23 protein-coding genes are annotated in these 22894 nt (G+C 71.7%); 9 read left to right on the top strand and 14 right to left on the bottom strand.

Translation table 11 applies throughout. The features are described 5' to 3' along the window. Positions 1-7: 7 nt before the first annotated feature. The 3 genes from AKJ13_RS07455 to AKJ13_RS07445 all read right to left on the bottom strand — a co-directional run bounded on the left by AKJ13_RS07455 (position 8) and on the right by AKJ13_RS07445 (position 3460). Positions 8-1363: a lipopolysaccharide biosynthesis protein gene (locus AKJ13_RS07455; RefSeq protein WP_050732798.1), complete on the bottom strand. Its 1356-nt coding sequence runs from the start codon at positions 1361-1363 to the stop codon at positions 8-10. 157 nt (positions 1364-1520) lie between these two features. After that, positions 1521-2402, bottom strand: a complete 882-nt coding sequence (locus tag AKJ13_RS07450) for a GDSL-type esterase/lipase family protein (protein ID WP_050732797.1) — start codon at positions 2400-2402, stop codon at positions 1521-1523. Beyond that, a complete protein-coding gene (locus tag AKJ13_RS07445; protein WP_050732796.1) occupies positions 2363-3460 on the bottom strand; it encodes an OpgC domain-containing protein in 1098 nt (365 codons plus the stop codon). Before AKJ13_RS07445 ends, AKJ13_RS07450 begins: the two co-directional genes overlap by 40 nt. A gap of 159 nt (positions 3461-3619) precedes the next feature. On the opposite strand from AKJ13_RS07445, the gene AKJ13_RS07440 reads away from it, so the two are divergent. From AKJ13_RS07440 to AKJ13_RS33230, 4 genes are all read left to right on the top strand, one after another. Next, on the top strand, positions 3620-3886 hold the full coding sequence (locus AKJ13_RS07440; RefSeq protein ID WP_050732795.1) for a hypothetical protein: 267 nt from the start codon (positions 3620-3622) through the stop codon (positions 3884-3886). An 87-nt stretch (positions 3887-3973) separates the two neighbouring features. Further along, a complete protein-coding gene (locus AKJ13_RS07435) occupies positions 3974-4240 on the top strand; it encodes an AbrB/MazE/SpoVT family DNA-binding domain-containing protein (protein ID WP_050732794.1) in 267 nt (88 codons plus the stop codon). Then, complete coding sequence (locus AKJ13_RS33235) at positions 4237-4377, top strand: hypothetical protein (RefSeq protein ID WP_348270934.1); 141 nt, start codon at positions 4237-4239, stop codon at positions 4375-4377. Before AKJ13_RS07435 ends, AKJ13_RS33235 begins: the two co-directional genes overlap by 4 nt. A gap of 3 nt (positions 4378-4380) precedes the next feature. Continuing rightward, a complete protein-coding gene (locus AKJ13_RS33230; protein ID WP_348270933.1) occupies positions 4381-4635 on the top strand; it encodes a hypothetical protein in 255 nt (84 codons plus the stop codon). Between the two features lie 110 nt (positions 4636-4745). Here the strand turns inward: AKJ13_RS33230 and rfbA are convergent, their stop codons facing one another. From rfbA to rfbC, 4 genes are all read right to left on the bottom strand, one after another. Further along, positions 4746-5636, bottom strand: coding sequence for a glucose-1-phosphate thymidylyltransferase RfbA (rfbA, locus tag AKJ13_RS07425; RefSeq protein ID WP_050732793.1), 891 nt, complete (start codon positions 5634-5636; stop codon positions 4746-4748). Next, on the bottom strand, positions 5633-6538 hold the full coding sequence (rfbD, locus tag AKJ13_RS07420) for a dTDP-4-dehydrorhamnose reductase (protein WP_050732792.1): 906 nt from the start codon (positions 6536-6538) through the stop codon (positions 5633-5635). The genes rfbA and rfbD overlap by 4 nt, the downstream gene beginning before the upstream one ends. Beyond that, positions 6538-7587, bottom strand: coding sequence for a dTDP-glucose 4,6-dehydratase (rfbB, locus tag AKJ13_RS07415; protein ID WP_050732791.1), 1050 nt, complete (start codon positions 7585-7587; stop codon positions 6538-6540). Before rfbB ends, rfbD begins: the two co-directional genes overlap by 1 nt. Before the next feature lie 108 nt (positions 7588-7695). Beyond that, positions 7696-8247, bottom strand: coding sequence for a dTDP-4-dehydrorhamnose 3,5-epimerase (gene rfbC / locus AKJ13_RS07410; protein ID WP_050732933.1), 552 nt, complete (start codon positions 8245-8247; stop codon positions 7696-7698). Between the two features lie 212 nt (positions 8248-8459). Here rfbC and AKJ13_RS07405 point away from each other — a divergent pair, with 212 nt between their 5' ends. Further along, positions 8460-9365: a hypothetical protein gene (locus tag AKJ13_RS07405; protein WP_050732932.1), complete on the top strand. Its 906-nt coding sequence runs from the start codon at positions 8460-8462 to the stop codon at positions 9363-9365. A 28-nt stretch (positions 9366-9393) separates the two neighbouring features. Here AKJ13_RS07405 and AKJ13_RS07400 read toward each other — a convergent pair whose 3' ends face one another. The 5 genes from AKJ13_RS07400 to queE all read right to left on the bottom strand — a co-directional run bounded on the left by AKJ13_RS07400 (position 9394) and on the right by queE (position 17131). Then, positions 9394-12942 (bottom strand): tubulin-like doman-containing protein, encoded by a 3549-nt coding sequence (locus AKJ13_RS07400; RefSeq protein ID WP_050732790.1) that lies wholly within the window; start codon positions 12940-12942, stop codon positions 9394-9396. 4 nt (positions 12943-12946) lie between these two features. After that, positions 12947-13435, bottom strand: a complete 489-nt coding sequence (locus AKJ13_RS07395) for a hypothetical protein (RefSeq protein WP_050732789.1) — start codon at positions 13433-13435, stop codon at positions 12947-12949. Next, positions 13432-14961, bottom strand: coding sequence for a hypothetical protein (locus AKJ13_RS07390; protein ID WP_244471541.1), 1530 nt, complete (start codon positions 14959-14961; stop codon positions 13432-13434). The genes AKJ13_RS07395 and AKJ13_RS07390 overlap by 4 nt, the downstream gene beginning before the upstream one ends. Continuing rightward, on the bottom strand, positions 14958-16322 hold the full coding sequence (locus AKJ13_RS07385) for a hypothetical protein (protein ID WP_244471540.1): 1365 nt from the start codon (positions 16320-16322) through the stop codon (positions 14958-14960). The genes AKJ13_RS07390 and AKJ13_RS07385 overlap by 4 nt, the downstream gene beginning before the upstream one ends. 176 nt (positions 16323-16498) lie before the next feature. Then, positions 16499-17131 (bottom strand): 7-carboxy-7-deazaguanine synthase, encoded by a 633-nt coding sequence (gene queE / locus AKJ13_RS07380; RefSeq protein WP_050732931.1) that lies wholly within the window; start codon positions 17129-17131, stop codon positions 16499-16501. Between the two features lie 299 nt (positions 17132-17430). Between queE and AKJ13_RS07375 the strand changes: the two genes are divergently transcribed. The 4 genes from AKJ13_RS07375 (at position 17431) to nth (ending at position 21406) form a co-directional block, all read left to right on the top strand. Continuing rightward, complete coding sequence (locus tag AKJ13_RS07375; RefSeq protein ID WP_244471539.1) at positions 17431-18882, top strand: D-alanyl-D-alanine carboxypeptidase family protein; 1452 nt, start codon at positions 17431-17433, stop codon at positions 18880-18882. A gap of 64 nt (positions 18883-18946) precedes the next feature. Next, positions 18947-20041, top strand: coding sequence for a GTP-binding protein (locus AKJ13_RS07370; protein WP_050732785.1), 1095 nt, complete (start codon positions 18947-18949; stop codon positions 20039-20041). 102 nt (positions 20042-20143) lie between these two features. Next, positions 20144-20644 carry a hypothetical protein gene (locus AKJ13_RS07365; RefSeq protein WP_050732784.1) on the top strand — a complete coding sequence of 167 codons (501 nt, stop codon included), beginning with the start codon at positions 20144-20146 and terminating at the stop codon, positions 20642-20644. Positions 20645-20761: 117 nt separating this feature from the next. Beyond that, positions 20762-21406 (top strand): endonuclease III, encoded by a 645-nt coding sequence (gene nth, locus AKJ13_RS07360; protein ID WP_244471538.1) that lies wholly within the window; start codon positions 20762-20764, stop codon positions 21404-21406. A 6-nt stretch (positions 21407-21412) separates the two neighbouring features. On the opposite strand, the gene AKJ13_RS07355 is transcribed toward nth, so the two are convergent. Both AKJ13_RS07355 and AKJ13_RS07350 read right to left on the bottom strand, forming a co-directional pair. Beyond that, positions 21413-21730 (bottom strand): HPr family phosphocarrier protein, encoded by a 318-nt coding sequence (locus AKJ13_RS07355; protein WP_050732782.1) that lies wholly within the window; start codon positions 21728-21730, stop codon positions 21413-21415. Positions 21731-22171: 441 nt separating this feature from the next. Next, the coding region (locus AKJ13_RS07350) for a translocation/assembly module TamB domain-containing protein (RefSeq protein ID WP_200905601.1) at positions 22172-22894 on the bottom strand (723 nt) is incomplete at its 5' end.

The following is a 22894-nucleotide window of genomic DNA, read 5'->3' as shown; positions in this document are numbered from 1 at the left end:
ACGGCGTTCACCGGATCGCTCCCGCGGACCAGATCGGGGTCGGCAGCCCGTGCAGGCGGCCGGCGGCTCGGGCGAGCAACGCGGCGCGCGCGATTGTGGCCAGCGCCACCGCCAGGGCCGCGCCGAGGGTGCCAAAGGGCGGGATCAGCATCAGGCATAGAGCGCAGGCCACGACCAGCATGAGGGCGGTTATGCCGGCGCAGAGGCGCTCGCCGCCCAGCATGGTCAGGAGGTCCTCGCCCGGTCCGAACAGGCTCGCCACGACGCTGCCGGCGACCAGCACGGCCAGGATCGGCACGCTGGAGCCGAGGCCGGGGCCGAACATCGCCAGCAGCAGGGGGCTCAAGCCCACGATCGCGCCGCCGACCAGAGCGGTGGCGCCCGCGGTCAGCCGGCCCTGGCGGCGAATGAGGTCGGCGAGCTGGGGACGGTCGGCCCGGGCCTGGGCGGCGCTGTAGCGCTGGAGCGTCGCCGCGCTGGCGGCAAAATGCACGAACACCACGAATTGCTGGATCCGGGTCGCGGCGAAATACAGGCCGAGCTCGGCCGGGCTCACCAGGGCCCCGAGCACGATCACGTCGACGAAGGTGAAGCCGGCATTGGCGAGGTCGATCCCGGCGATCGGCAGGCTGGTGCCGAGCCAGGTCCGCCACTGGTAGCGCTGCGGCCCGGCGGGCAGATCCGCCCGCAGCCGCGCCACGAGCAGGCCGGCCTGCAACGCGGTGGCGATGGCGGCGGCGACCAACATGCAGGCCATCGCCACCTCGGCCCGGGGGGGCGCCCCGAGCAGCACGGCCCCGACCATGCAGGCCATCATCAGGCTCTGGCGCAGCAGGTAGGGCGGCGCGATGGCGAGCCCGACCCAGTTCTGGCTGCGCGCCACGCCCTCGAGATAATCCTGGAGCGCGAAGAGCGGCATCACGCCGAGCGCGACGGCGATCGGCGCCCGGTAGGCCGGCGCGAACAGGCCTGGCTCCAGCCACAACAGGGCGGCGCCGAGGCCGGCCACGGTGAGCGCCGCCCCACCCGTGACGAGGGCACCGGCCCGGATATAGCCGCGGGCCAAGTCGAGATCGCCCCGTGCCTGGTCGGTCGGCACGAAGCGGCAGGCGCCCTGCGACAGGCCGAGCGTCAGCGTGTGGCCGAGCATGGCGGTCCAGACCCAGACGGCAGCGAACACCCCGTAGGCGTCCCAGCCCATCAGCCGGGCGGCGAGCACCTGGGCCGCGTAGGCGAAGCCGGCCGCCCCGACCCGGATGGCAAAGACGGTCAGCGCCGCCCGCACCGGGCCGCTCCGCAAAGCGTGGAGGCGCCGGCCAGCGGCGGCGAGCTTGGTGGGGGCTGGGACGGCCGTGGCTGACACTACGCACTCCGCGCCGGGCTCGGAGCATCATCCCGAAAGGCGGCCGCCGGATCGGAAACAGACGATGTCCCGTCAAACCCGCTGGAGCATCGTCCGAGATCCAATATCCGGGGCGATAGCCCAGTGATCGTGGGTGAACGATCGCGGGTTTCCGGGTCTAGCCCGGGGCGCGTTGCGGCTCGGTTAAGGGCGGCGCGCCCGGAGCGAGCTTCGGGTCCGGAGCCGGGTCGGTGCGCATCAGCGAGGTGGCGATGGTCAGCGCCACGTGCTCGGCCATGCAGCGCAGGCCGAGATCGTTGAGCCGGAACTGGCGGCCGAGCATGTGGCCCTCGCCCTTGTCGCTGCGGCTCGACAGGTAGTGCAGGGCCTCGTAGCGGCGCACCAGCGGCACCTGCTGCTGGGCCGCCACCGTCCGGACCGCCTCGACGATCCGGTTGTAATCGACATCCGCGGCCATGCTGGCGGTGTAGATCGGGTCGACCAGCACCACGTCGATCCCGTGCGAGCGGATCCAGGCCACGGCCTCGCTGAGCGCGCTCGCGAACGCGTCGGCATCGACTCGCGCGATGGCGTCGTGGGTGCCGACCTGCCAGACCACGAGGTCGGGCTCGGCCTCCGCCACGATGGTGCGCAGGCGCTCGGCCGCTCCGGAGGCGATCTCGCCCGGCAGGCCGCGATGGTCGATTGACACGTCGGTCTTCGGCAGCGCCCGTTCCAGGGCGGCTTCGAGCTTGGCCGGATAGGAGGCCGAGGCGCCCGGCGCGGCACTGCCGCCGATCGCCAGGATCCTGAGCGGACGGTTCTCGCCGAGCGCGGTCCGGACCGCGCCCAGCTTGGCCATGGTGTAGAGCTGCGCGCCGGGGACCCGGCATTCCTGCGACAGGCCGGGCTGGTCACCGGCGCCCATGTCGGCCGGCTGCTCCGCAGCCGCCCCCGGCACCAGCGCGCCCAGGATCAGCGCGGCCAGCGCCCAGCGGGGTACGGGGACGCGCGCACACCTCACGACCGGGCCGGGGACGACTTGGTGCGGCTGCGCCATTCGACGAACCATGCGGTGAACCCCAGACCGACCAGGCCGCTTCCGGCGACCAGCATATCGACCAGCACGCCGCCGCCGGTCTGGAAACGCACGAGCTGCCCGATCAGGCTCAGGATCGAGCCCATGGAGAAGACCGCCAGGGAGTTCCGGCCCAGCTGACTCAGATAGCGCCCGACCACCCCGATTCGGGGAGCCAGAAATGCGTAGAGCGGCGCGAAGGCGAGCAATACCCCCAGGAAATGAAGAAGCCGCGCCGGTGTCAGGTAGGTTTTCTCGAACGTGAACAGCAACCGCGGCTCGGGCACCATCAGCGGATCCGGCCGGAGACCCGTCACGGCGAGCGCGATGCCCAGGATGACGATGATAACGCCGGCCGGAATCAGGCGTCGCGACCAGCGGCGCAGGGTATCGGAGCGCAGGTTCCAACCCTGGAGCACGAAGCCCAGCACCAGCAGAACCTGCCAGCAGAACGGATCGAAGAACCAATCCCCCTCCCCGGGCCAGGACGGGACGTTCCACTCGAAGACGAGGCTGGCGAGATAGATCGCCCCCGACAGCGCCAGGGCCGCGATCAGGCTGACGCGGCCGACCAGCACGAAGATCGGCGCGATGCCGATCAGCACCACGTAGAGCGGCAGGATGTTGAAGAAGCCGAGCTGGTAGGTCATCAGCGCCATGCCGCAGACCGACTGGATCGGGTCCGCGAAGAAGCCACCGGCATTGTGCCATTCGAGGATCAGCGGGTTGTCGAGCAGCAGCGCCGACCCGGCGATGAGCGCCAGCGCCAGCAGCATCACGGTGAGCTGCGCGCGGTAGACCTCGACGGTGCGGGCGAGCAGCCGGACCACGCTCTGGCCGGCCGGCTCCGGGGTCCCGTCGCGCCGGCGCGTGGCGATGCCGATCGACCAGCCCGCCAGGAACACGAACAGCTCGGCGGCATCCGAGATGCCGTATTGCGAGAAGGTGTAGCGCTCGAAGGTGTTGCCCGGGATGTGATTGACGAAAATCGTCACGAGGGCGAAGCCGCGCCAGAAGTCGATCGCGTTGGGGTCCCGCATCGTCGCGGCGGCTCCGGGGTTTCGACACTGGATCGGGGATGCGCGCTCCTGATACGGCGCCGGGCCCGGTCTGCAAAGGCGAACAAACGGGGAGTTCGACCGGAGGCGCGAACCGGGTGGTCACGCTCGCGTTAGGTCCGGGCAAGGAGATCCGGACAGATGACCCGCACCCTGACGATCCTCGGCCTCTCGGCCCTGCTGCCGATCCTGGCCGCGACGGCCGCCACGGCGCAGTCCCAGACCGGAACCGGTGGCGGACCGACCTCGACGGTCACGGCGCCGCACACCTCGACCGTGGGCCGCACCATGCCGCCCGCCTCCGGCGCCGGCGCCGCCACCCCGAACGATCGGCGCGACCGCACCCAGCAGCAGATCCAAGACGACAAGATCTCTCAGGGCATCTGCATCGGTTGCAGCCCGAAGTGACAGATGCGGCCAGACGCCTGCGCTGCGTTACGCTTGAGGGTCAGATCCCTGTATCTTACCCTTATATCATGAATCAGAGGCTTCATCATGGCGACGCTGACCGTGACGGCCCGCGGCCAAGTCACCTCGCGGAAGGACGTGCTGAAGCATCTCGGCATCGAACCCGGCGATAAGATCAGGCTCGACCTGCTGCCTGACGGGCGGGCAGAACTCAAAGCCGATCGGGCCCAGGGGTCGTGGGAGAACCTGCGCCACTTCTTCTCTGGGACGACAAGCGGCGCGAAGCTCTCGATCGAGGATATCAACGACGCCATCGCCGAAGCGGGTGCTGCCGCCGGCGCTGGCGAGGAATGAAACTCACGGCCGATACGAATCTGCTGCTGCGCCTCGTCACCCCCGATGACGCGCAGCAGCAAGACATCGCGATCGGGACGTTAGAGACCGCCGATCTTGTCGCGATCAGTGTACACGTCTTCTGTGAATTAGCGTGAGTGATGGAGCGCCGCTATGGTGCACCTCGAACCCAGATCGCGCAGGCGATCCGGAAATTCATGGAGACACGAAACGTGGTCTTCGATCGCCCCGCGGTCGAAGCGGGGCTTGCCTTGCTGGAAGCCGGCGGCGACTTCGCGGACGGCGTGATTGCCTTCGACGGTCGGCGGCTCGGCGCCGAGACCTTCGCGTCGTTTGACCGGAGGGGCGTGAAGCTGCTCGCCGAGCGCGGGATCGACGCCTTCCTGTTGTCTTGACGACGGGGGAATGCGTCAACCCCGGCCCTGTTTCGGCCTTCCGAATGCGGTGGGCATGCAAGGATCGCCGCCGCACCCGACATTTCATTCTTGGGGCCAGCCCCGCGCCCTCACCGCAGCGCGAGCTCATCCTCGCTCTCGCGGGCGAGGCGGAGCAGGTTCTGGCCGTAATTGGTCTTGGCGAACATCTCGCCGCGGGCGATGAGCTGATCGCGGGTGATGAAGTTCTGCAGGAAGGCGATCTCCTCCAGGCAGGCCACCTGGAGACCCTGGCGGTTCTGCAGGGTGCGGACGAACTCGCTCGCCTCCAGCAGGCTGTCGTGGGTCCCGGTGTCGAGCCAGGCATAGCCGCGCGACATCCGCTCCACGTAGAGCTGGCCGCGCTCGAGATAGGCCTCGTTGACGCTGGTGATCTCCAGCTCGCCCCGGGCCGAGGGCTTCACCGCGGCGGCGATGTCGAGCACCTGGTTGTCGTAGAAGTACAGCCCGGTCACCGCCCAGGTCGATTCCGGGTTCTGCGGCTTCTCGACGATCTTGGTCGGGCGCCCGGTCTTGTCGAGATTGACCACGCCGTAGGCCTGCGGGTTGTCGACGTGGTAGGCGAACACCGTCGCGCCGGCCTTGCGGGCGCGCGCCTCGTTCAGCAGCTCACGCATGCCGGCGCCGAAGAACAGGTTGTCGCCCAGAATCAGCGCCACGTCGTCGGTGCCGACGAAGTCGCGCCCGATCACGAAGGCCTGGGCCAGGCCCTCCGGCCGCGGCTGCACCGCGTAGGTGAACTGCAGGCCGAACTGCTCGCCGGTGCCGAACAGGCGCTTGTAATTGTCGAGGTGCTCCGGCGACGAGATGATCAGGATCTCGCGGATGCCGGCGAGCATCAGCACCGAGATCGGGTAGTAGATCATCGGCTTGTCGTAGACCGGCAGCAGCTGCTTGTTGATCGACAGCGTCGCCGGATGCAGGCGCGTGCCGGATCCGCCGGCCAGAACGATGCCCTTCATGGCTTGGAAGCTCCCTCTCGGACCGGTCCCACGAGCCGATCGAGGATGTCGTCGAGCGCCGCCTGCCAGGGCCGGGGCGTCATGCCGTAGGCCGCCGTCAGGCTGTCGGTGGACAGGCGCGAATTGGCCGGCCGCCGGGCCGGGGTCGGGTAGGCGGAGGTCGGGATGCCGGTGACCGGGATCGACCGGCCGCCGCGCCGGGCGGATCCCGCCACGATCGCCTCGGCGAAGCCGTGCCAGGTGGTGGCGCCGGCATTCACGTAATGGAACGTCCCGGTGGGCGCGTCCGGATCCTCGGCCAGGCGCCGGGCGATCGTCGCCAGCGCGGTGGCGAGGTCGAAGGCGGAGGTCGGGCAGCCGTGCTGGTCGTTGACCACCGTCAGGGCGTCGCGCTCGCCGGAGAGCCGCAGCATCGTCTTGACGAAGTTGCCCCGGTGCGGGCTCACCACCCAGGCGGTGCGCACGATCGCGTGGCGCGGGTTGGCGCTGCGCACGGCGAGCTCGCCCGCGGCCTTGCTGGCCCCGTAGACGCTCTGCGGATCGATCGGCGCGTCCGGCGCGTAGGCGCCGTCCGGCTCGGTGCCGGCGAAGACGTAATCGGTCGAGACGTGCACGAGCGGGACCGCCTTGGCGGCGGTCGCGGCTGCCAGGATCGCCGGGGCGAGGGCGTTGAGGCGCCAGGCCTCGACCACGTCGGACTCGGCCTTGTCCACGGCGGTGTAGGCGGCGGTGTTGATCACCGCCCGGTAGGCGCGCGCCTCCAGGGTCCGGGCGACAGCGCCCGGGTCGGTGATGTCGAGCTCCGCCCGGGTCGGCGCGTGCACCGAAACGCCGGCCGGCCAGGCCAGGGCCTGCAGCTCGGTGCCGACCTGACCGGCGCCGCCGAGGACCAGGATGTCCATCAGCGGGTCAGCCCCAGGCGCTCGCCCGTGTAGCGGCCCTCGCGGATCGGGCGCCACCAGCTCTCGTTGTCGAGATACCAGGCCACGGTCTCCTCCAGGGCCTGCTCGAAGGTCTTCTGCGGCCGCCAGCCGAGCTCGGTCTCCGCCTTGGTGCAGTCGATGGCGTAGCGCCGGTCGTGGCCCGGCCGGTCGGTGACGAAGCTGATCAGCCGCTCGTGCGGGCCGTTCTCGGGCCGCAGCCGGTCGAAGGCCGCGCACAGCGCCTTCACCACCGCGAGGTTGTTGCGCACCGCCCGGCCGCCGAGCAGGTAGGTGTTGCCGATGCGGCCGCGCTCCAGCACGGCGACCAGGCCCCTGGCGTGGTCCTCGACATGGATCCAGTCGCGCTCGTTCAGCCCGTCGCCGTAGACCGGCAGCTTCTTGCCCTCGAGGGCGTTGAGGATCATCAGCGGGATCAGCTTCTCCGGGAAGTGCCGCGGCCCGTAATTGTTCGAGCAGTTGGTCACCAGCACCGGCAGGCCGTAGGTCTCGTGCCAGGCCCGCGCCAGATGGTCGGAGGCGGCCTTCGAGGCCGAGTAGGGCGAGCGCGGGTCGTAGCGGCTGTCCTCGGTGAAGAACGCGTCCGGGGGCAGCGAGCCGTAGACCTCGTCGGTGGAGACGTGCAGGAACCGGAAGGTCGTCTTCTCCGCCTCCGGCAGGGCCTCGTAATAGCCCCGCGCGCCGTCCAGCATGGTCTGGGTGCCAATGACGTTGGTGCGCACGAACGCGCCCGGATCGGTGATCGAGCGGTCGACATGGCTCTCGGCGGCCAGGTGCATCACCGCCTGCGGCTTGAACGCGGCGATGGCGGCCTGGACGGCGGCGCGGTCGCAGATATCCGCCTCGACCAGCCGGTGGCGCGGGTTGTCGGCCAGCGGCGCGAGGGAGATCGGGTTGGCCGCGTAGGTCATCGCGTCGAGGGTGCAGACCTCGTGGCCGAGATCGTTGACGAGATGCAGCACCAGCGCCGAGCCGATGAAGCCGCAGCCTCCGGTCACGAGAATGCGCATGGCGGGTCCCCTTCGGATCGATCGCGGATGGAAATGAGCTGCCGGCAGCTAAAGACCGCCCGGCGTGACGAAAATACGGCCCGGCCGCAGGGCGGCCGGAAACGCCGTTCAGAACACCTGGCCGACGTCGGCGAGCTTCGGCGCGCGGCGGTCCTTGTCGGACAGGATCGCGGCAGCACCGGAGACCGGCCACGGGATCCCGATCTCGGGATCGTCCCAGGCGAGCGCCCGGTCGTGCTCGGGGCTGTAATAGGCGTCGACCTTGTAGGCGACCATGACGTCGGGGGTCAGGGTACAGAAGCCGTGGGCGAAGCCGTGCGGGATGTAGAGCTGCTCGCCGTTCTCGGCGTCCAGCGTCACGGCGACGAACTTGCCGAAGGTCGGCGAGGTGCTGCGGATATCCACCGCCACGTCGAGGATCGCCCCCTGGAGCACCCGGATCAGCTTGGCCTGGGCCTGGGGGGCGATCTGGAAATGCAGGCCGCGGATCGTGCCCTGCGGGGCCGAGAAGGACTGGTTGTCCTGCACGAACGGCGTGGTGATCCCGGCCTTTTCCATCGCGTCGACCCGGAACGTCTCCGAGAACCAGCCGCGGCTGTCGCCGAAGCGCTTGGGCTTGATGCGCTTGACGTCCGGAATCTCGGTCTCGATCACGTCCATGCCAGCGCGCCCCTCTCCGCGGATGCCGTCGGCCAGCCCCGCGGACATCTCCGTCCCGGCCGTCCCGGGCATTGCGCCCGCCCCGCCGAGAACAACCTCGATGATCGATCCGCGACTTCCGGTCATTCGCCGGCCGTGTCAAGGCGTGTTGCCAGCGGGGATGTTCGCCCGATCGGTTTTTGCCAGCGCTGGTCTTGCGTTATGGGGCGCCGATGACGGGCGGATCGATCGAGTCCCTGCTGCGCGACCACCTCGCCGACCCGGCCTGTGATTGGAGCCTCGGCGCCTATGGGGCGGTGGCGGCCTTCGCGCGGGATCCGGCCGAGCCCGTGGCGATCCGCGCGGATGGCCGGATCGGTCTGGCGACCCCGCGGGGCGCGGTCGCATTCACCGCGTCACCGGAGTTGGTGCCGTTCGCCTACGAGACCGGCTTCACCGGCGGCTGGAGCCAGGCGGTCGCCCTGTGCCTGCCCGAGGCGGATTGCACCATGGGCCGGCGCGTGGTGCTGACGGAGCTCGGGCCCGACGCGGCGGCCGCGCGGGTGCAGGATCGCGGGGCGATCCTGTTCGACCTCGGCCTCGGGCTTCGGGCGGTCGATGCCTGCCTGCGCGTAGCCGATCCCGGCTTGATCGATGCCCTCCGGGCCGCCGCCGGCCGGCCGGTCTTCGCGCCCGGCAACCCGATCGGGCCGATGCTCGTGGCGGCGAGCCCGCATCGGGTGTTCCTGGCCCGTTTCGGCCGGATCGAGGTCTACACGCCGATCCCGCCGGCCGGCGTCGTGAGCGCCCCCGGGCCGCACAGCCACATCCTGCCGAAACTTCTGCGTCTCGGTCGGACCCATGCGGCGACCGCGCCGATCCCGGCCGGCCTCGTGCCCTGCGCAGCGCTCCATCCGGCGCATCCCGCCAAGGACGCGGCCGGCCGCCGGGCCGGCTTCGACACCGCCCGTCACCGCGCCTTCGGGCGCCTGCTCGACGCCTGGGGCGATCCGGCCCTCACGGCGCTTCGACGTACCGTGCTGGCCGGCGGCGAGCCGGATCCCGCCCTGGTGAACGGTCGCTTCGCCCGCTCGGCGATCCGGGCGTCGCAGGCGCAGGTTTTGGCGATGCGTGGCTGAGCGCCACCATCGTCAACCGAGCACTGCCTCAGCGAGCCGGCGGCGGCGGCGGCGGTGCTAGGAGCGGGGCGAGCGCCGGGTGGTCGCCGGCGGCGATCCAGGCGCCGCCCTGCGGGTGGATCTGGGTGGCCGCGCTCAGGGTGCCGGCGCGCGCCTGGGCGGCCAGTTCGGAAAGCGGGAACGGGCCTTCGACCGTGTCCCGGTAGACGTAGAAGAGCGCGGCCGGCGGCGGTGGCGGCGGGGCGGACGCGGCCGGGTTGGCCAGTCGCAGCAGCCCCTCCGTGGTGAAGGAAGCGGGCTCGATCACGCGCTTGTCCACGGCCCGCAGGGCTGGCGGGTCGGCCGGGTCGCGGTTGGCCTCCTCGGCGGGCACGTCGGCGAGGCTGCCCGGGATCGGCTTCGTCCAGGCGTCGATTTGGGCGAGGAACGCGTCGAACAGCCGGTCCGGATCGCCCGGCAGGCCGCCGGCCTCGACGGCGCCCTGACGCCAGCTCCGGCTCAGCGCGTCCGCCACCGCGTGGCCGATCCCGCCGACCCGGGCCTCGGCGTCGAAATTCACCGTCTCGCGCCGGGGCGCGTAGGCGCGCTTGGCGGTCCAGGCAAAGAGCGCCGCCATCGCGAGGTTCTGGACCGGCGACAGGGCCGCCTCGGCCTCTGCGAGCTGGGCCGCGATCGCCGCGCGCTGAACCCGGTCGAACAGCTTGCGCCGCAGGGTCCGCTCCGAGCCGACGCTGCGCCAATCCCCCGGTTCGAAGGCGAAGCGCCACAGCCCGGTTTCCGGCGCGCGCTGGAGCAGGCCGAGGCAGACCGCGCGCAGGAACAGCGACAGGGTCTCGCGCAGGGCGTCGGATTCCTCGGCCGAGGGAGCGACCGGGTCCGGGAAGCGCAGATAGTCCTTGTGATTGTGGAGCGGGATCGCGTCGAGGCGGTCGAGCTCCTGCGCGTAGGCGTTGCGCCAGTCGCGCCGCAGGGGGCCGAGCACGTCGAGCGGCACGCCGGACAGCTCGCAGTAGCAGACGATCCGGCCACGCTGGCTGGATTCGAGGAAGCCGATCTCGCCGGCGCCGAGCACCGGCGGCAGGCTCGCCCGCAGGATCGGACCGAACTCGGCCTGGAAGGCGCGCGCGCCTTCCACCGCCAGGATCGTCTTGAACTGGTCGCCGCCCGGGCTGAAGGCGTCGAAGCGCGCGTAGATCCAGGGCATGCAGCGCAGCAGCATCAGCTCCAGGGTCTCGCGCTGCCGGGCGGGGGGCAATTCCCGCAGGGCGTCGAGCGCCGAGGGGATGCGGGCGCGGTGCGGCCCGAGCCGGCGCCGGGCCATGTCGCGCACCGCGTTGAGCAGGTCGGCCCGGGTGTCTTCCTCGCGCAAGAGGGCGAAGATCGCCCGCGACCCGCCATAGGCCCGGAACGCCTCCCGGGCCCAGGCGAGCTGCTCGGCGGGCGCGACCGCGATCTTGTCCGGCAGGTCGCCCGAGGGCAGGACCAGGAAGGTGCCGCCCGAGGGGCGCTCGATGGCGTTGCGGATCTCGGCGATGTCGAGGCGCAGCTCGCGCATCAGCCGGCCGACATCCTCGTGGCCCTGGTTCAGGGCGCTGAGCAGGCCGTCGTAGCGGGCAGAGCCGGTCTCCGGGTCGCGCCCGGTCCGCGTGCCGAGCTTGGCCGAGACCCGGCGCAGCAGCTCGGCCGCCTCGCGGGCGGCGACCGAGCGGATGCGCAGGACGCAGGAGCCGCGCAGATCCTCCCGGGCCTGCTCCAGGTAGCGCTCGGCGTCGCGGCGGTGCGAGAAGATCAGGCCGGGGCGGACCTGGTCGAGCCGGCTGAGCGAGGCGGAAAAATGCTCGGCCAGCATCTCGTCGGCGAGCCGCGCATAGGTGTCGGCGGCGGCATTGAGACGGGCGAGCGCGCCGCCATCGGCCTCGATCAGCTCCTTCACCCCCTCGATCAGCGCCCGGGCGTAGTCGAGGCCGCCGCGCTCCTGATCGTCGAGCAGGCGGTAGAGGGCGGCGGGCAGCGTCCCGTCCTGGTCGGAGAGCCAGGCCGCCTCGAGCTTGGCGCGCACGTCCAGCACCTCGGCGCCGCGGGGGCCGTAGGCGGCGCCCGATCCGGTGCGGCCCAGGATGTCGTCGCGCAGGCGCTCGGCCTCCTTGCGCAAATTCGGCGCCCAGTCCCGGGGGCTGGCGATCTCGGTCCTGATCGCGTCCACCGCCTCCTCAACGCCGAGCGCCACCGATTCCTGGATCGAGGAGCCGTCCGCCCGCTGCAGTAGGGTACCGACGAGGTCGTATTCAGGGATGCCGGGCGGGGCCGGCCGCAGCACCTTCGGGAAGGCCTCGAAGGCGGAAAAGCGCAGGGCGAGCTGGTCGGCGGCGAAGCGGTCGCGCTCCTCGACGGTGGGGATGTGGCGTTCCCCCTGCCCCCGGGCGACGCCGAAGAACGCCTCGACCATGCCCAGACCCGCCCGGGCGGCGTGCTCCTCGAATTCGAGGCTGCCGCGGGTGGCCAGCACGGCCTGGCCGAGCGCCGAGTAGTTCAGGGAGAACAGGGCGGCTCGGCCGGCGCGGTCCGGGCTCGGCGGCGCCCATTTGCGCATCTTGTGCTGGGTCTGGTTGACGCCGGTCGAGCGCTTGCGCCCGGAGAACTCGGAATTGCCGAAATCCTCGAACAGCACGTCGGCCATCATGTCGTAGAGGTCGCCGATCGCGGCGGTGCGCTGGTCGGCGAGGTTCTGGGTGTCGAACAGGTAGACGTCGCTGAACGGCCGCTCGACCCCGCGGGCGACCCGGGCGTGGTCGCCCCAGCTCTCGACATAGGGCGGCTCGGGATTGCCGCGCATGGCGTATTCGAGCTCGGACAGGGTCGCGACGCCGTTGGCGAAGACCCGGTCCTTGTTGGCGCCGACATAGCCCGAGGGCAAAACGAGGAAGAGGTCGACCGCGTCCGGTCGCTTGGGCGTCTCCAGCGAGGAGATCGCGTAGCCGGCGTCGATCACCGCTCCCGAGCCGGTGCCGCCGGCCACCGACGCCACCACGACGACGCGCAGGTCCGTGGCGGTGTCGAGGCCGAGCGCGCGCAGCTGCGCCTCGTTCGAGACGTTGGCCAGCACCGAGCCGGCCTTGGCGGTCAGCCGGTCCATGAAGCTGCGCACCTCGTCGAAGAACAGCAGCCGCGCGATGGCGCGGATCTGCCCGGCGCCCTTCGAGGCGTCGATACGCGACAGGTCCCGGGCGGGCAGCCAGGAATCGATATGCGGGTAGCTGCGCCGCTCGGCCTGGTAGCGGGCGAGGTTGACCGCCTTCTGCAGGGTCTCGCCCTCGCGGAACGCGACCTTGGCCGAGAGCGCGTCGGTGGCCGCCGCCCGGCCGGCCTCGCGGGCCTCCAGGGTGTCGGTGTCGAAGTAGAGGAAGGACGCGGCCGGGAACTGGTCGAGGGCGCTGATCCGCGTCCCGTTCCAGTCGGCCTGGAGGATGCGCCGGCGCAGGCGCAGCAGCACCTCCATGCCGGTGCCGCCGAGCGCCACGAACACGGTCGGGCGGACCTTCAGGAGCGTCTCGGTCTCGGCGGGCCGGGCGTCAGCCATGGTCTCAGCGCCTCCGGTCGGGTGCGCGCAGGAACAGCACCAGGGCGGCGCCGAACAGCACGAGGCAGAGGGCGAAGCCGGCCGCCAGCCCGGCCCAGGCCTGCCAGAGGCGGCCGACCGTGGCGCTGACCAGGATCGCGGCGGTGAGCATCAGCGCCGAGAACAGCATCCAGCTCGCACCGTTGGCGGCGTCCAGCGTCGCCCGGCGGTTGATCAGGTGGGTGCGCACGCCCTGGCGGACGAACAGGAACAGCACCGCCAGAACCACCAGGGCGGCGGCGCCGAGCGCGAATTCCATGGTGGTCGGCCCCCGTTCGAGGGTGCTGAACGGGTTCGCCCCGGTGCTCGTCCCGGCGGGGGGCGGCGCGGTCTGGATCGGATCGGCCTGCGGGGCCGGGTTCTGCGGGGCGGGAATGGCGAAATCCTGCCCGGTCCGCGCCTGGACGTGAACGAGTCCAGGAGGCCCCAGGCGGTCGAGATGCAAACGAATCATGCGCCGGGTCCGGGCTCCTGCAGGCGGGTGGCGCGGGCCGGCCCCCACAGCCCCGCCCGCACCTGCCAGCGGCTGCCGTCGGGGGCGCGCAGGATCTGGGTGCGGTACGGCCGGAGGCTCACCCGCTTCGGGACGGTGCCGAGCATCACGGTTTGCACCCGCGCCCGGGCGAGCGCGAGGGCTCCGAGCCCGGCCGCGGCGGCCAGCGCCAGGGCGGCGGACGCGGCGGCGATCAGCGGCCAGGGCGAGAATGCCGCCTCGATCCGCACCGGCAGGCTCACCGACGCCTCCGAGATGCCGCGATAGTCGCGGAACAGGCCGGGCAACCGGCCCTCCACCGCACTCGCATCCCCGACCGGCCCGCCCATCTGGTCCCCGGACAACAACCCGCTGCCGAAGATCGGCCGCACCCGTTCCAGGAAGGCCGGATCCAGCGCCAGGCGCAAGTCCGCGAGCCGCAGAGTCAGGGTGCCATCCACGATGCGGCCGTCGGAGAGCAATCCGGCGAGGCCGCTCGGGCGCGGAATCGGCGGCAGGGTCAGCACCACGGAGAGCGGCCCGCTCTCGGCCTGCGGCGCCAGGTCGGCGATCTCGGCGGGCGAGACCGCGGCCTGAGCCAGGCCCGCCTCGGTGCCGACCTCGCTCCAGCTCAGGGCGAGCCGGGCTGCCGCGACGCGCTGCGGGTAGAGGCCGTTGCGCAGATGGGCGGTCAGCCGCAGGGCGGTGCCGGCGGCGGCATCGGCGCCGCTCACGATCAGGACGCCGTTCTCCAGCCCGGCCTGCAAGCCGCCGGTGTCGAGCCGATCGAAGCGCAGGGTCAGCCCGCCGGCCAGCACCGGCTTCAGGCTCACCGGCGGGTGGCTGAACAGGGCCTTGAGCGCCGGGGCGCTGACGGCGGTCTCGAGGGCCCGGCCGCCGGCCGCGCCGTAGCCGATGCCGTAGATGACGAACCCGCCCTCCGAGAAGTTGCGACCTCTGAGGGGCATCCGCACCGGGTAGGCGACGATCCGGCTGATCGCCGCCGAGTCGCGTAGGGCCGCGTAGAAGGCGGCGGTGTTGCGCTCGACCTCGGCGCTGTTACCTGGGCTGTTCTTGTTGTTGGTGACCATCCAGATCACCCCGGCGCGGCCGCGCAGGCCGGTGCGGATCGCCCCGAGCAGCGCGCCGTTGAAATCCGCATCGGCATAGGCCGTGCCGCCGGCCTTGCGCGGCAGGTCGATCAAAGCGATCGCCGCCCGGACCCGCGCGGCGTCGTAGGCGCCGTCATACAGGATGCGCGGCGAGGGTCGGCCCGGGACCTGCCCGTCCTGGTCGAAGGTCGCCACGGCCATATCGGCTCCTGGGACCCGGGCCGCCGCCACCAAGGCCTCGACCAGAGCCCGGAACTGCGACCCCTCCGCGGTCAGGAACGGCTCCATCCAGCCGGAATCCTGCACGAGGAAGACCTGCCGCACCGGCGCCTCGGCCCGGGCGTGTCCGCCGAGCGCGAGGACGAGCATCAGAACGGCCCGCAGCAGCGCACTCATGCCGCGCGCAGCCGCAGGGCGTGGCAGCGGCATTCCGACCGGCTCCAGAGATAGAGCACGCCGTCGTGCAGCAACGCCCGCGCGTCGCCGATCCGCGACACCGCCAGACCCACCGGGAGGCGGCGCAGCCCGGCTCCGTGGGCGTGGTGGAGGACGTGGCCGGTCACCGGCGCCGGCAGGCGCTCGCCGCGCAGGAAACCGCCGCGCGGGCCGGGAATATCGAGGGCGAGCAGGATCGTGTCGCGGGCCATCGACAGGCGGGGCACCAGAAGGTTGCCCGCATGGGTGCCGAGATTGAGGGCCTCCTCGGCGGCCTGCCAGGGCACGTTGAACCGCTCCGCGCCGGAATAGGTGCAGGGTCCGGCCGCCAGATGCGGCCCGTCGAGGCGGTGCAGGTCCGGATCCGGCGTCAGCGCGGCGACATGATAGCGGCCCTCCGCCATGCCGAGCTGATGATACAGGTCGGCGCGGTCCCGCCAGGGCGCCTGGGCGATGATTGGCGTGAAGCCCCCGGGCCAGGAAGTGGCCGTGGTCTCGTCACCGAGCGTCCGGCAGGCGACGAACCCGTCCGGGCCGGTCCAGACGGTGTCGCCGAGCCGGTTCATCCACGGCCCGGCGAAATCCGCATCGGGGGCGGCGCGCCCGAGGTCGCGCAGGTCGAGGGCGTCCGAATCGGCCACCCGGCGGCAGAGGACGAGGCGCCCGCCCCGCTCGCCGAGGACGAGGAGGTCACCGCCGCGCCAGCACGGCGCCGACAGGAACCGCAGGCCCGCCGCCCGGGCCTCGGCGTGGACCAGACCGCGCCCGAGTTGCGGCAGCCTCACGCCGACCAGCACCTCGGCGGTGGCGTAGGCGATGCCCCTGCGGCTTGCGGTGATGCCGGTTCCGACCGGATGCGGCGGCAGCCGTTCGTGGCCCACGAAATTTCGGCCGTCCCATTCCGCGAACGCGCCGAGATTCTCCTGGAACAGGTACAGCGCGGCCGGGTGTCCGGCCCGGATCAGCGCCGGCACGCCGCTCGGCAGCGGCACTTCGGCGAGGCTGTCCAGGTCGATGTCGAGGATCTCCGGGGCCGGAATCGGGACCGGCGGGCCCAGCGCGGCGCCGGTCTCGGGCGAGTGCGCGAAGGCGGCCGGAAACGGCTGGCCCTGCCCGTCCCGGCGGATTCCCAGATAGGCGATCCGGGCATCGGTCGCCGGGACCAGGGTGCCCGCGACCTCGGCCGCGCGGGCCCGCCCGCCCCCGAAGCTCCAACGCTGGCGCCCAGGCAGATCCGTGACCCGCGGGTCCGGATCGATCGGCCAGATGCCCTCCGGTGCGGCGTGGGCGAGCGGCGATGGATCGTCCAGACTCAAGGGCACCGGTCCAGGGGCGGGAAGGTGGCGGGGATCGTTCCCGATTTTTGGCGGGATGGGAAGGGTGGGGGCGATGGGATTGCCCGTTCATACCAGAACGAAGCGCGGGTCCCCCCTCTCCCCGCACGCGGGGCGAGGGGAGATGCGCCCGCACGCCAGAGCTACGCCGGCCGGCCACCCCCTCACGGGATCCCGATCATCTTGTGGGTCTGCAGCGACAGGCGCCAGCGGGCGTCCTGGCGGCAATAGGCGATGGCGGCCTGGGTGCTGGCACCCTGCTCCGGCCCGTCCAGCGGCTGGAGGAAGCGGTGCCGGAAGGCGAGGCCGACGAAATCCGCCGGGTCGGCATCGACCTGCGGATAGACCAGCTTCAGCTCGTGGCCGGTCGTCTGTGCCAGGGGATTGGCACCCTTGGGGCTGACGCAGATCCAGTCGATACCCGGAGGCGCCGGCAGGGTGCCGTTGGTCTCGATCGCGATCTCGAACCCATGCCCGTGCACGGCGTCGATCAGCGCGGAATCGAGCTGGAGCAGCGGCTCGCCGCCGGTGAACACCACGTAGTGGCACTCCGGCCCCCCGGCCCAGGTCCGGGCGATGGCATCCGCCAGCGCCGTCGCATCTGCGAAGCGGCCGCCGCCCTCCCCGTCCATGCCGACGAAATCGGTGTCGCAGAACCGGCAGGCGGCCGCGGCGCGATCCGCCTCGCGCCCGGACCAGAGGTTGCAGCCAGCGAATCGGCAGAACACCGCGGCCCGTCCCGCCTGGGCGCCCTCCCCCTGAAGGGTGTGGAAAATTTCCTTGACCGCGTAAGCCACCGTGTCCCCGAAACCTTTTCGCTCGACCGCAATCCCGCACATAAGCGGCGCGGGCCTTCCGGACCACCGACAACCAGGCGGCGCAGCCCCGCGATTGTGTCTCGCCTTGCTCTTGCCACGGTGGAGACGTTGATGCCGTGATGCAGCACGATGGCCGCCCCGGCGGTTGGGGCTGCGCGAATCCCGGCCGGCCGGCCGGAAGAGCGGTGCCTCGCGGTGCCGACCCTGGCGATCCTCTGACGAGTCGGGCTCGAATGTCCTCTTCACTCCTCCGGCGCGTGACCGTCGGACTCGCGGCGATGACGGGTCTTCTCGGCACGAGCCTGATCGGGATTCAGGCCGCCAACGCGGTCACCGCGCCGATCCTCGTGGTCGATGTCGGTTCCGGCAAGGTGATCTATTCCCAGGCCCCGACCGATCCTTGGTACCCCGCCTCGATCACCAAGCTGATGACCACCTACGTCGCCCTGGACCTGGTGCGGCAGGGCAAGGTCTCGCTCGATTCAATGATCACGATCTCGGCGGCGGCGGCCTCCGAGCCGCCCTCCAAGATGGGCTTCAAGCCGGGGACCCAGCTCACCCTCGACAACGCCCTCAAGATCATCATGGTCAAGTCGGCCAACGACATCGCCTACGCGATCGGCGAGAATCTCGGCGGCTCGATCGAGGGCTTCGCCGACCTGATGAACGAGACCGCGCAGCGGATCGGCATGCGCGACAGCCGCTGGACGAATCCCAACGGCCTGCCCGACCCGCGCCAGTGGACCTCGGCCCGCGACATGGCGGTGCTGGCCCGGGCGCTGATCCGCGACTTCCCGGATTCCCACGACCTATTCTCGATCTCGGCGATCCAGTTCGGCCGGGCGGTCATGGCCAACCACAACGGCCTGCTTGGGCGCTATCCCGGCGCCGACGGCATGAAGACCGGCTTCATCTGCTCGGGCGGCTTCAACGTGGTCGCGACCGCTTCGCGCAACGGCCGCCGGGTCATCACCGTCGTGATGGGCCAGCCGAGCCCGCGTGAGCGCGACGTGAAGGCCGCCGACCTGTTCGATTACGCCTTCACCCAGAGCGCCGGCTGGACCAGCCCGACCCTCGACGCCCTGCCGGCCTCGGCGCTCGGTGCGCCCCCGGACATGCGCCCCTTCGTCTGCGGCGGCAAGAAGCCCCCGGCGATCGACGATGGCCCCGGCGCTGTCAGCGCCCCCGGCTCGGCGGCGCAGCTGATCGGCGGCTCTGCGGCCAATTCCCCGGCGCTCGCCATGGCTGCCTTCTCCAGCCCGGCTCTGCGCGCCCGGACGCTGCCGCCCCGGGCGCCGCTCCAGCCGATCGCGGTCTGGATCGGCCGCAACCCGGCCGAAGGCCAGCAGATCCTCGAGGCGCAGGAGAACGCTCAGAAGACGGCTGCCGCCAACACGCGGGCCGCCAAGCTCGAGGCCGCCAAGGCCAAGCGCGAGGCGGCGCTGCAGGCTGCCAAGCAGGCCCGCGAGGCTCGGCTGGAACAGGCCAAGGCCGCCAGCGCCGCCAAGGCCGCGGCCAAGCCGGCCTCGAAGATTGCCGCGAAGCCGGCCCACGGCCTGCCGCGCAATGCCAGCGCCTACACGTTGTCGGTGGAGACACCCGGCATGCCAGAGGCCAAGCCCGGCAAGGGTCTCTCGAAGCCCGCCGCCCACAAGGCGCCGGCCAAGCCCGAGGCCCGGAAGGCCGAGGTGAAGAAGGCGCCGGCCAAGAAGGCGACCGCCGAGGAGTAGCGGCCTTCCGGCATCGCGCCCCGGCGCGTTGCCTCCGTCCCCGAAAACCCCCATCTGCGCGGTCATGTCCCTGACCGCCTCGCCCGCCCCGGATCCGCGCCGCCCGGAGCCGATCCCGCTCACCGTGCTCACCGGCTTCCTGGGGGCCGGCAAGACCACCCTGCTCAACCGGCTGCTGCGCGATCCGGCGCTCGCCGACACGGTGGTGATCGTCAACGAGTTCGGCGAGATCGGCCTCGACCACCTGCTGATCGAGACGATCGACGAGGACATGGTCCTGCTCGGCGCCGGATGCCTGTGCTGCACGGTGCGCGGCGACCTGATCGCCACCCTCGAAGACCTGCTGCGCAAGCGCGACAACGGCCGGATCAAGCCGTTCCGCCGGGTGGTGATCGAGACCACCGGGCTCGCCGACCCGGCGCCGATCCTGCACGCGCTGATCTATCACCCCTATCTCGTGCTCCGGTACCGGCTGCAGGCGGTGGTGACGGTGGTCGATGCGGTGACCGGCGCCGCCTCCCTCGATGCCCATCCGGAGGCCGTGCGCCAAGCCGCGGTGGCCGACCGGATCGTCCTGACCAAGGCCGACCTCGCCGACGACACCGCCGGGATCCGGGCGCGGCTCGCCGCCCTCAACCCGGCGGCTCCGATCCTGCCGCCGGATGCGCCGGCCGAGGACCTGCTCGGCGGCCTGTTCGGCCTCGACGGTAAAGGGGCCGACGTTCGCGCCTGGCTCGGCGATGCGGGCTTGGAGGACGCGCACCACCACCCCGGCGACGTGAACCGCCACGACGCGGCGATCCAGGCCCTATGCCTCACCAGCGCCGCGCCGGTGCCGCGCCCGGCCTTCGAGATGTTCATGGACCTGCTGCGCTCCGGCCACGGGCCGAAGCTTCTCCGGCTCAAGGGGATCGTGGCGCTGGCCGACGACCCGGAACGCCCGATCGTGGTCCACGGGGTCCAGCACGTGTTCCACGCCCCCCTCACCCTGCCGGCCTGGCCCGATCCCGACCACACCTCCCGCCTCGTCCTGATCCTGCGCGACCTCGACCCGGCCTTCGTTCAGCGCCTCTGGGACGCCTTCCTGGGCCGCCCGCGCGTGGACGCACCCGACGCCGCGGCGCTGACCGACAACCCGCTGGCGATCCCCGGAAGCTGAGCCGCTTGGCGGCACCATCCTTGAAGCCACCGCTCCGAACAGCGCCTTCGGGCGCCCCGCCGTCCCGGAATGGGACGGTTGGTCGAGAGGTCGGGACAGGCGATGGCGCGACGCTTCACCGTGATACAGGGCGGCCTTTCCGGGACGACGGCGCTGCAACCCGCGTCGGACCGGCCGCGCCCGTTGCTCGTCCTGGCCTGGAGCCGGGACGCTCTCACCGTCCAAGCGGCCCCCGTCCTGCTCGGTGCCGACGCCGCTGCGGCGGTCGACCGGGCGATCCGCGCTCGCCTGGCGGCGCTCGGTCGCGCAAGTCGGCCCGCCGCCCCCGTCCCCGCGGTGGATCGCACCCGCCGGCCGCGGGCGATCCCGGCCGAGAATCTGCTCGGCGTGCGGCCCGTGGGCTGGGCGCCGCCCGAGGTCGCCGTGCCGGTCGTCGAGGATCGAAAGCCGGCCGTCGCCGCGCGGTCCGAAAACATCTGGGGTCGGCTCTCGGCCCGGAGCGGCGCCCTACGATCGGCATTCCTGCGCCGGGTCGAGGGATTCGCGGCCGGCACCTTCGGCCTCGGCGCGGGCTCCGTGGCCTGGCGCCGGGTGCGCGGCTGATCGGGGCCGTCAATCCGCCGCGTGTCGGGCTGGCCGTCCCGGCCCTAGCTGCTGGCCATGACGCGCGACACAACTCACGGCCTCCGGCCAGCACCGCGACGGACCAAGGCCCGCGCCGTGCCGCAATCGGATGAGGTAGGCCGGGTCGCGGCGGTGCTGGCGCGGCTCGCTGAGGCCGATCCGGAGCCGAAGGCCGGGTTCGACGACACCGATCCGTTCCGGCTGCTGGTGACCGTGCTGCTCTCGGCCCAATCCACCGGCCCGACGGTGGCGCGCATCGCCGACGCGCTGTTCGCGCGCGTGAAGGACCCGGCCGGGATGCTGGATCTCGGCGCGGTGCAGATCACCGAGATCATCCGCCCGGTGGGGCTCGGGCCGTCCAAGGCACGCAACATCGTCAAGCTGTCGGCGGCCCTGATCGAGACCTACGGCGGCGCGGTGCCGCGCAGCGCGGCCGAGATGCGAAAGCTCCCGGGGATCGGCCGCAAGAGCGCCGAGGTGACGGCGAATTTCGCCTTCCACGAGCCGGTGATCGCGGTGGACACCCACGTGTTCCGGGTCTCGAACCGGATCCCGCTGGCCCCGGGCGCCACGGTGGACGCGGTAGCCGATAAGCTCGCCGAGGCCGTGCCCGAACGGTTCAAGGACGGCGCCCATATCTGGCTGTTCCGGCACGGGCGCGACACCTGCACGGCCCGCAAGCCCGCCTGCACGCGCTGCCCGGTCTCGGACCTCTGCACCTGGCCCGGCAAGGAGACCTGAGCCGGCCTACTCGTCCTCGCCGAAGCAGTTGGCGAGCAGCGCCTCGATCGTGTCGAGGCAGGTCTCCGCATCCGGGCCGACCGCGGTGACGGCGATGCGCGTGCCCATGGCGGCGCCGAGCGTCAGCAGGCCCATGATCGAGCGGCCGCCCACCGTCTCGCCGGCCCGGGTCACCGTCACGGCGGCGTCGAACCGCTCGACGGTCTGGACGAACTTCGCCGAGGCCCGGGCATGGAGGCCGCGCCGGTTGATGATCGGCAGCATCCGCAGGAAGCCGCCCTCGGGCACGGGAAGATTGTCGTCCGTCTCGAACAGGTCGTCCATCGCCCTTCGTGTTTCCCGCCCGGATTCCGGCTGATCGCGCCGCTTGCTTCGACACCTAAGCAGACTTGGCCCGGCCGGCCAACGGATCTTCGGCCGAGGTGTTTGAGCCGATGGGGATTTTGAACGCGAAACCGCGCCGCGGTGTGGTGGAGTTCGAACCGATCATTGGTCGATCGCGGCGATACGGCGGGATCAAGGGGACGAGAGATTCTTACCGCTCGGCGTCGGGCCGGTGTGCGCCTGCGGCAAAATCGATCCCTCCGTCATCCCGGGGCGCTGCAGGCGAGCCCGGGATCCAGAAACGCCGCTGGTGCAAGACCTTCACCTGTCGGCGGCTCTGGATCCCGAGCTCCGCTACGCGGCCCCGGGATGACTGCGAGGATGATCGAATGGTTCAGGCAGATCGCGAGACGAAGACAGACGTCCGGTGCGCCCCCGCTTCTACCACTCGTATTCCGCCCCCACCCCCAGGCTGGTCCGGCCGTCACTGCCGGCTTCTCCCTTCAGCTTGATCCGGCGGGTGACGTCGACATCCACCCCCACGGCGGTGTCGGCCGGATTGGCCCCGGCCTTCACGCCGACGCTGACCCGGTCCGAGATGTAGCGCGAGGCCCCGAGCGCCGGGCCGCCGCTCGCGCCCGTGGAGACGTCGAGGCTGTCGAGGCCCAGCCCCTTGCGGGCCTGCTCGAACACGTCCGGGCCGGCGGCCCCGCCCGAGAGCTGCGCCACGGCCTGGGCGAGCTGCAGGGCCTGGAACGGCGACAGCCCGCCGGCCGCCTTCTTGAACAGCAGGCGCGACAGGATCTCGTCCTGCGGCAGCACCGGGTCGGAGGTCAGGGTGAATTGCGGCGCGTCGGCGAAGCCGCTCACCGCCACCCGGGCGGTGACGTCGCCGGCCTTGGTCTCGGCGGCGAAGTCGAGGGCCGGAGTGGCGAGGCTGCCCGCGAAGGTCAGGTTGCCGCGGCTGAAATCCAGGCGCTGGCCCACGAGCTGGAACACCCCGCGGCGCAGGCCGAAGCCGCCCACCGCGTTCGGCGACCGCGACGTGCCGGTGACCCGGAGCGACCCGCCGAGCTCGGCGTCGATGCCGCGCCCGCGCACGAAGATCCGGCTCGGCGCATCGATCCGCACGTCCAGGGTGGCGTCGAACGGCACGGCGGGTTT

The organism is Methylobacterium sp. ARG-1 (assembly GCF_001262595.1).
Taxonomy (GTDB): Bacteria; Pseudomonadota; Alphaproteobacteria; order Rhizobiales; family Beijerinckiaceae; genus Methylobacterium; species Methylobacterium brachiatum.
Note: the sequence above shows the minus strand (reverse complement) of the source record. Positions and strands in the feature narration are given on the sequence as shown.

Bases quoted from the DNA above. Each gene is read 5' to 3' on its own strand.
- AKJ13_RS07450 (WP_050732797.1), bottom strand. From the start codon at position 2,402: ATGGCGCAGCCGCACCAAGTCGTCCCCGGCCCGGTCGTGAGGTGTGCG.
- AKJ13_RS07445 (WP_050732796.1), bottom strand. From the start codon at position 3,460: ATGCGGGACCCCAACGCGATCGACTTCTGGCGCGGCTTCGCCCTCGTG.
- AKJ13_RS07440 (WP_050732795.1), top strand. From the start codon at position 3,620: ATGACCCGCACCCTGACGATCCTCGGCCTCTCGGCCCTGCTGCCGATC.
- AKJ13_RS07435 (WP_050732794.1), top strand. From the start codon at position 3,974: ATGGCGACGCTGACCGTGACGGCCCGCGGCCAAGTCACCTCGCGGAAG.
- AKJ13_RS33235 (WP_348270934.1), top strand. From the start codon at position 4,237: ATGAAACTCACGGCCGATACGAATCTGCTGCTGCGCCTCGTCACCCCC.
- AKJ13_RS33230 (WP_348270933.1), top strand. From the start codon at position 4,381: ATGGAGCGCCGCTATGGTGCACCTCGAACCCAGATCGCGCAGGCGATC.
- rfbA (WP_050732793.1), bottom strand. From the start codon at position 5,636: ATGAAGGGCATCGTTCTGGCCGGCGGATCCGGCACGCGCCTGCATCCG.
- rfbD (WP_050732792.1), bottom strand. From the start codon at position 6,538: ATGGACATCCTGGTCCTCGGCGGCGCCGGTCAGGTCGGCACCGAGCTG.
- rfbB (WP_050732791.1), bottom strand. From the start codon at position 7,587: ATGCGCATTCTCGTGACCGGAGGCTGCGGCTTCATCGGCTCGGCGCTG.
- rfbC (WP_050732933.1), bottom strand. From the start codon at position 8,247: ATGGACGTGATCGAGACCGAGATTCCGGACGTCAAGCGCATCAAGCCC.
- AKJ13_RS07405 (WP_050732932.1), top strand. From the start codon at position 8,460: ATGACGGGCGGATCGATCGAGTCCCTGCTGCGCGACCACCTCGCCGAC.
- AKJ13_RS07400 (WP_050732790.1), bottom strand. From the start codon at position 12,942: ATGGCTGACGCCCGGCCCGCCGAGACCGAGACGCTCCTGAAGGTCCGC.
- AKJ13_RS07395 (WP_050732789.1), bottom strand. From the start codon at position 13,435: ATGATTCGTTTGCATCTCGACCGCCTGGGGCCTCCTGGACTCGTTCAC.
- AKJ13_RS07390 (WP_244471541.1), bottom strand. From the start codon at position 14,961: ATGAGTGCGCTGCTGCGGGCCGTTCTGATGCTCGTCCTCGCGCTCGGC.
- AKJ13_RS07375 (WP_244471539.1), top strand. From the start codon at position 17,431: ATGACGGGTCTTCTCGGCACGAGCCTGATCGGGATTCAGGCCGCCAAC.
- AKJ13_RS07370 (WP_050732785.1), top strand. From the start codon at position 18,947: ATGTCCCTGACCGCCTCGCCCGCCCCGGATCCGCGCCGCCCGGAGCCG.
- AKJ13_RS07365 (WP_050732784.1), top strand. From the start codon at position 20,144: ATGGCGCGACGCTTCACCGTGATACAGGGCGGCCTTTCCGGGACGACG.
- AKJ13_RS07355 (WP_050732782.1), bottom strand. From the start codon at position 21,730: ATGGACGACCTGTTCGAGACGGACGACAATCTTCCCGTGCCCGAGGGC.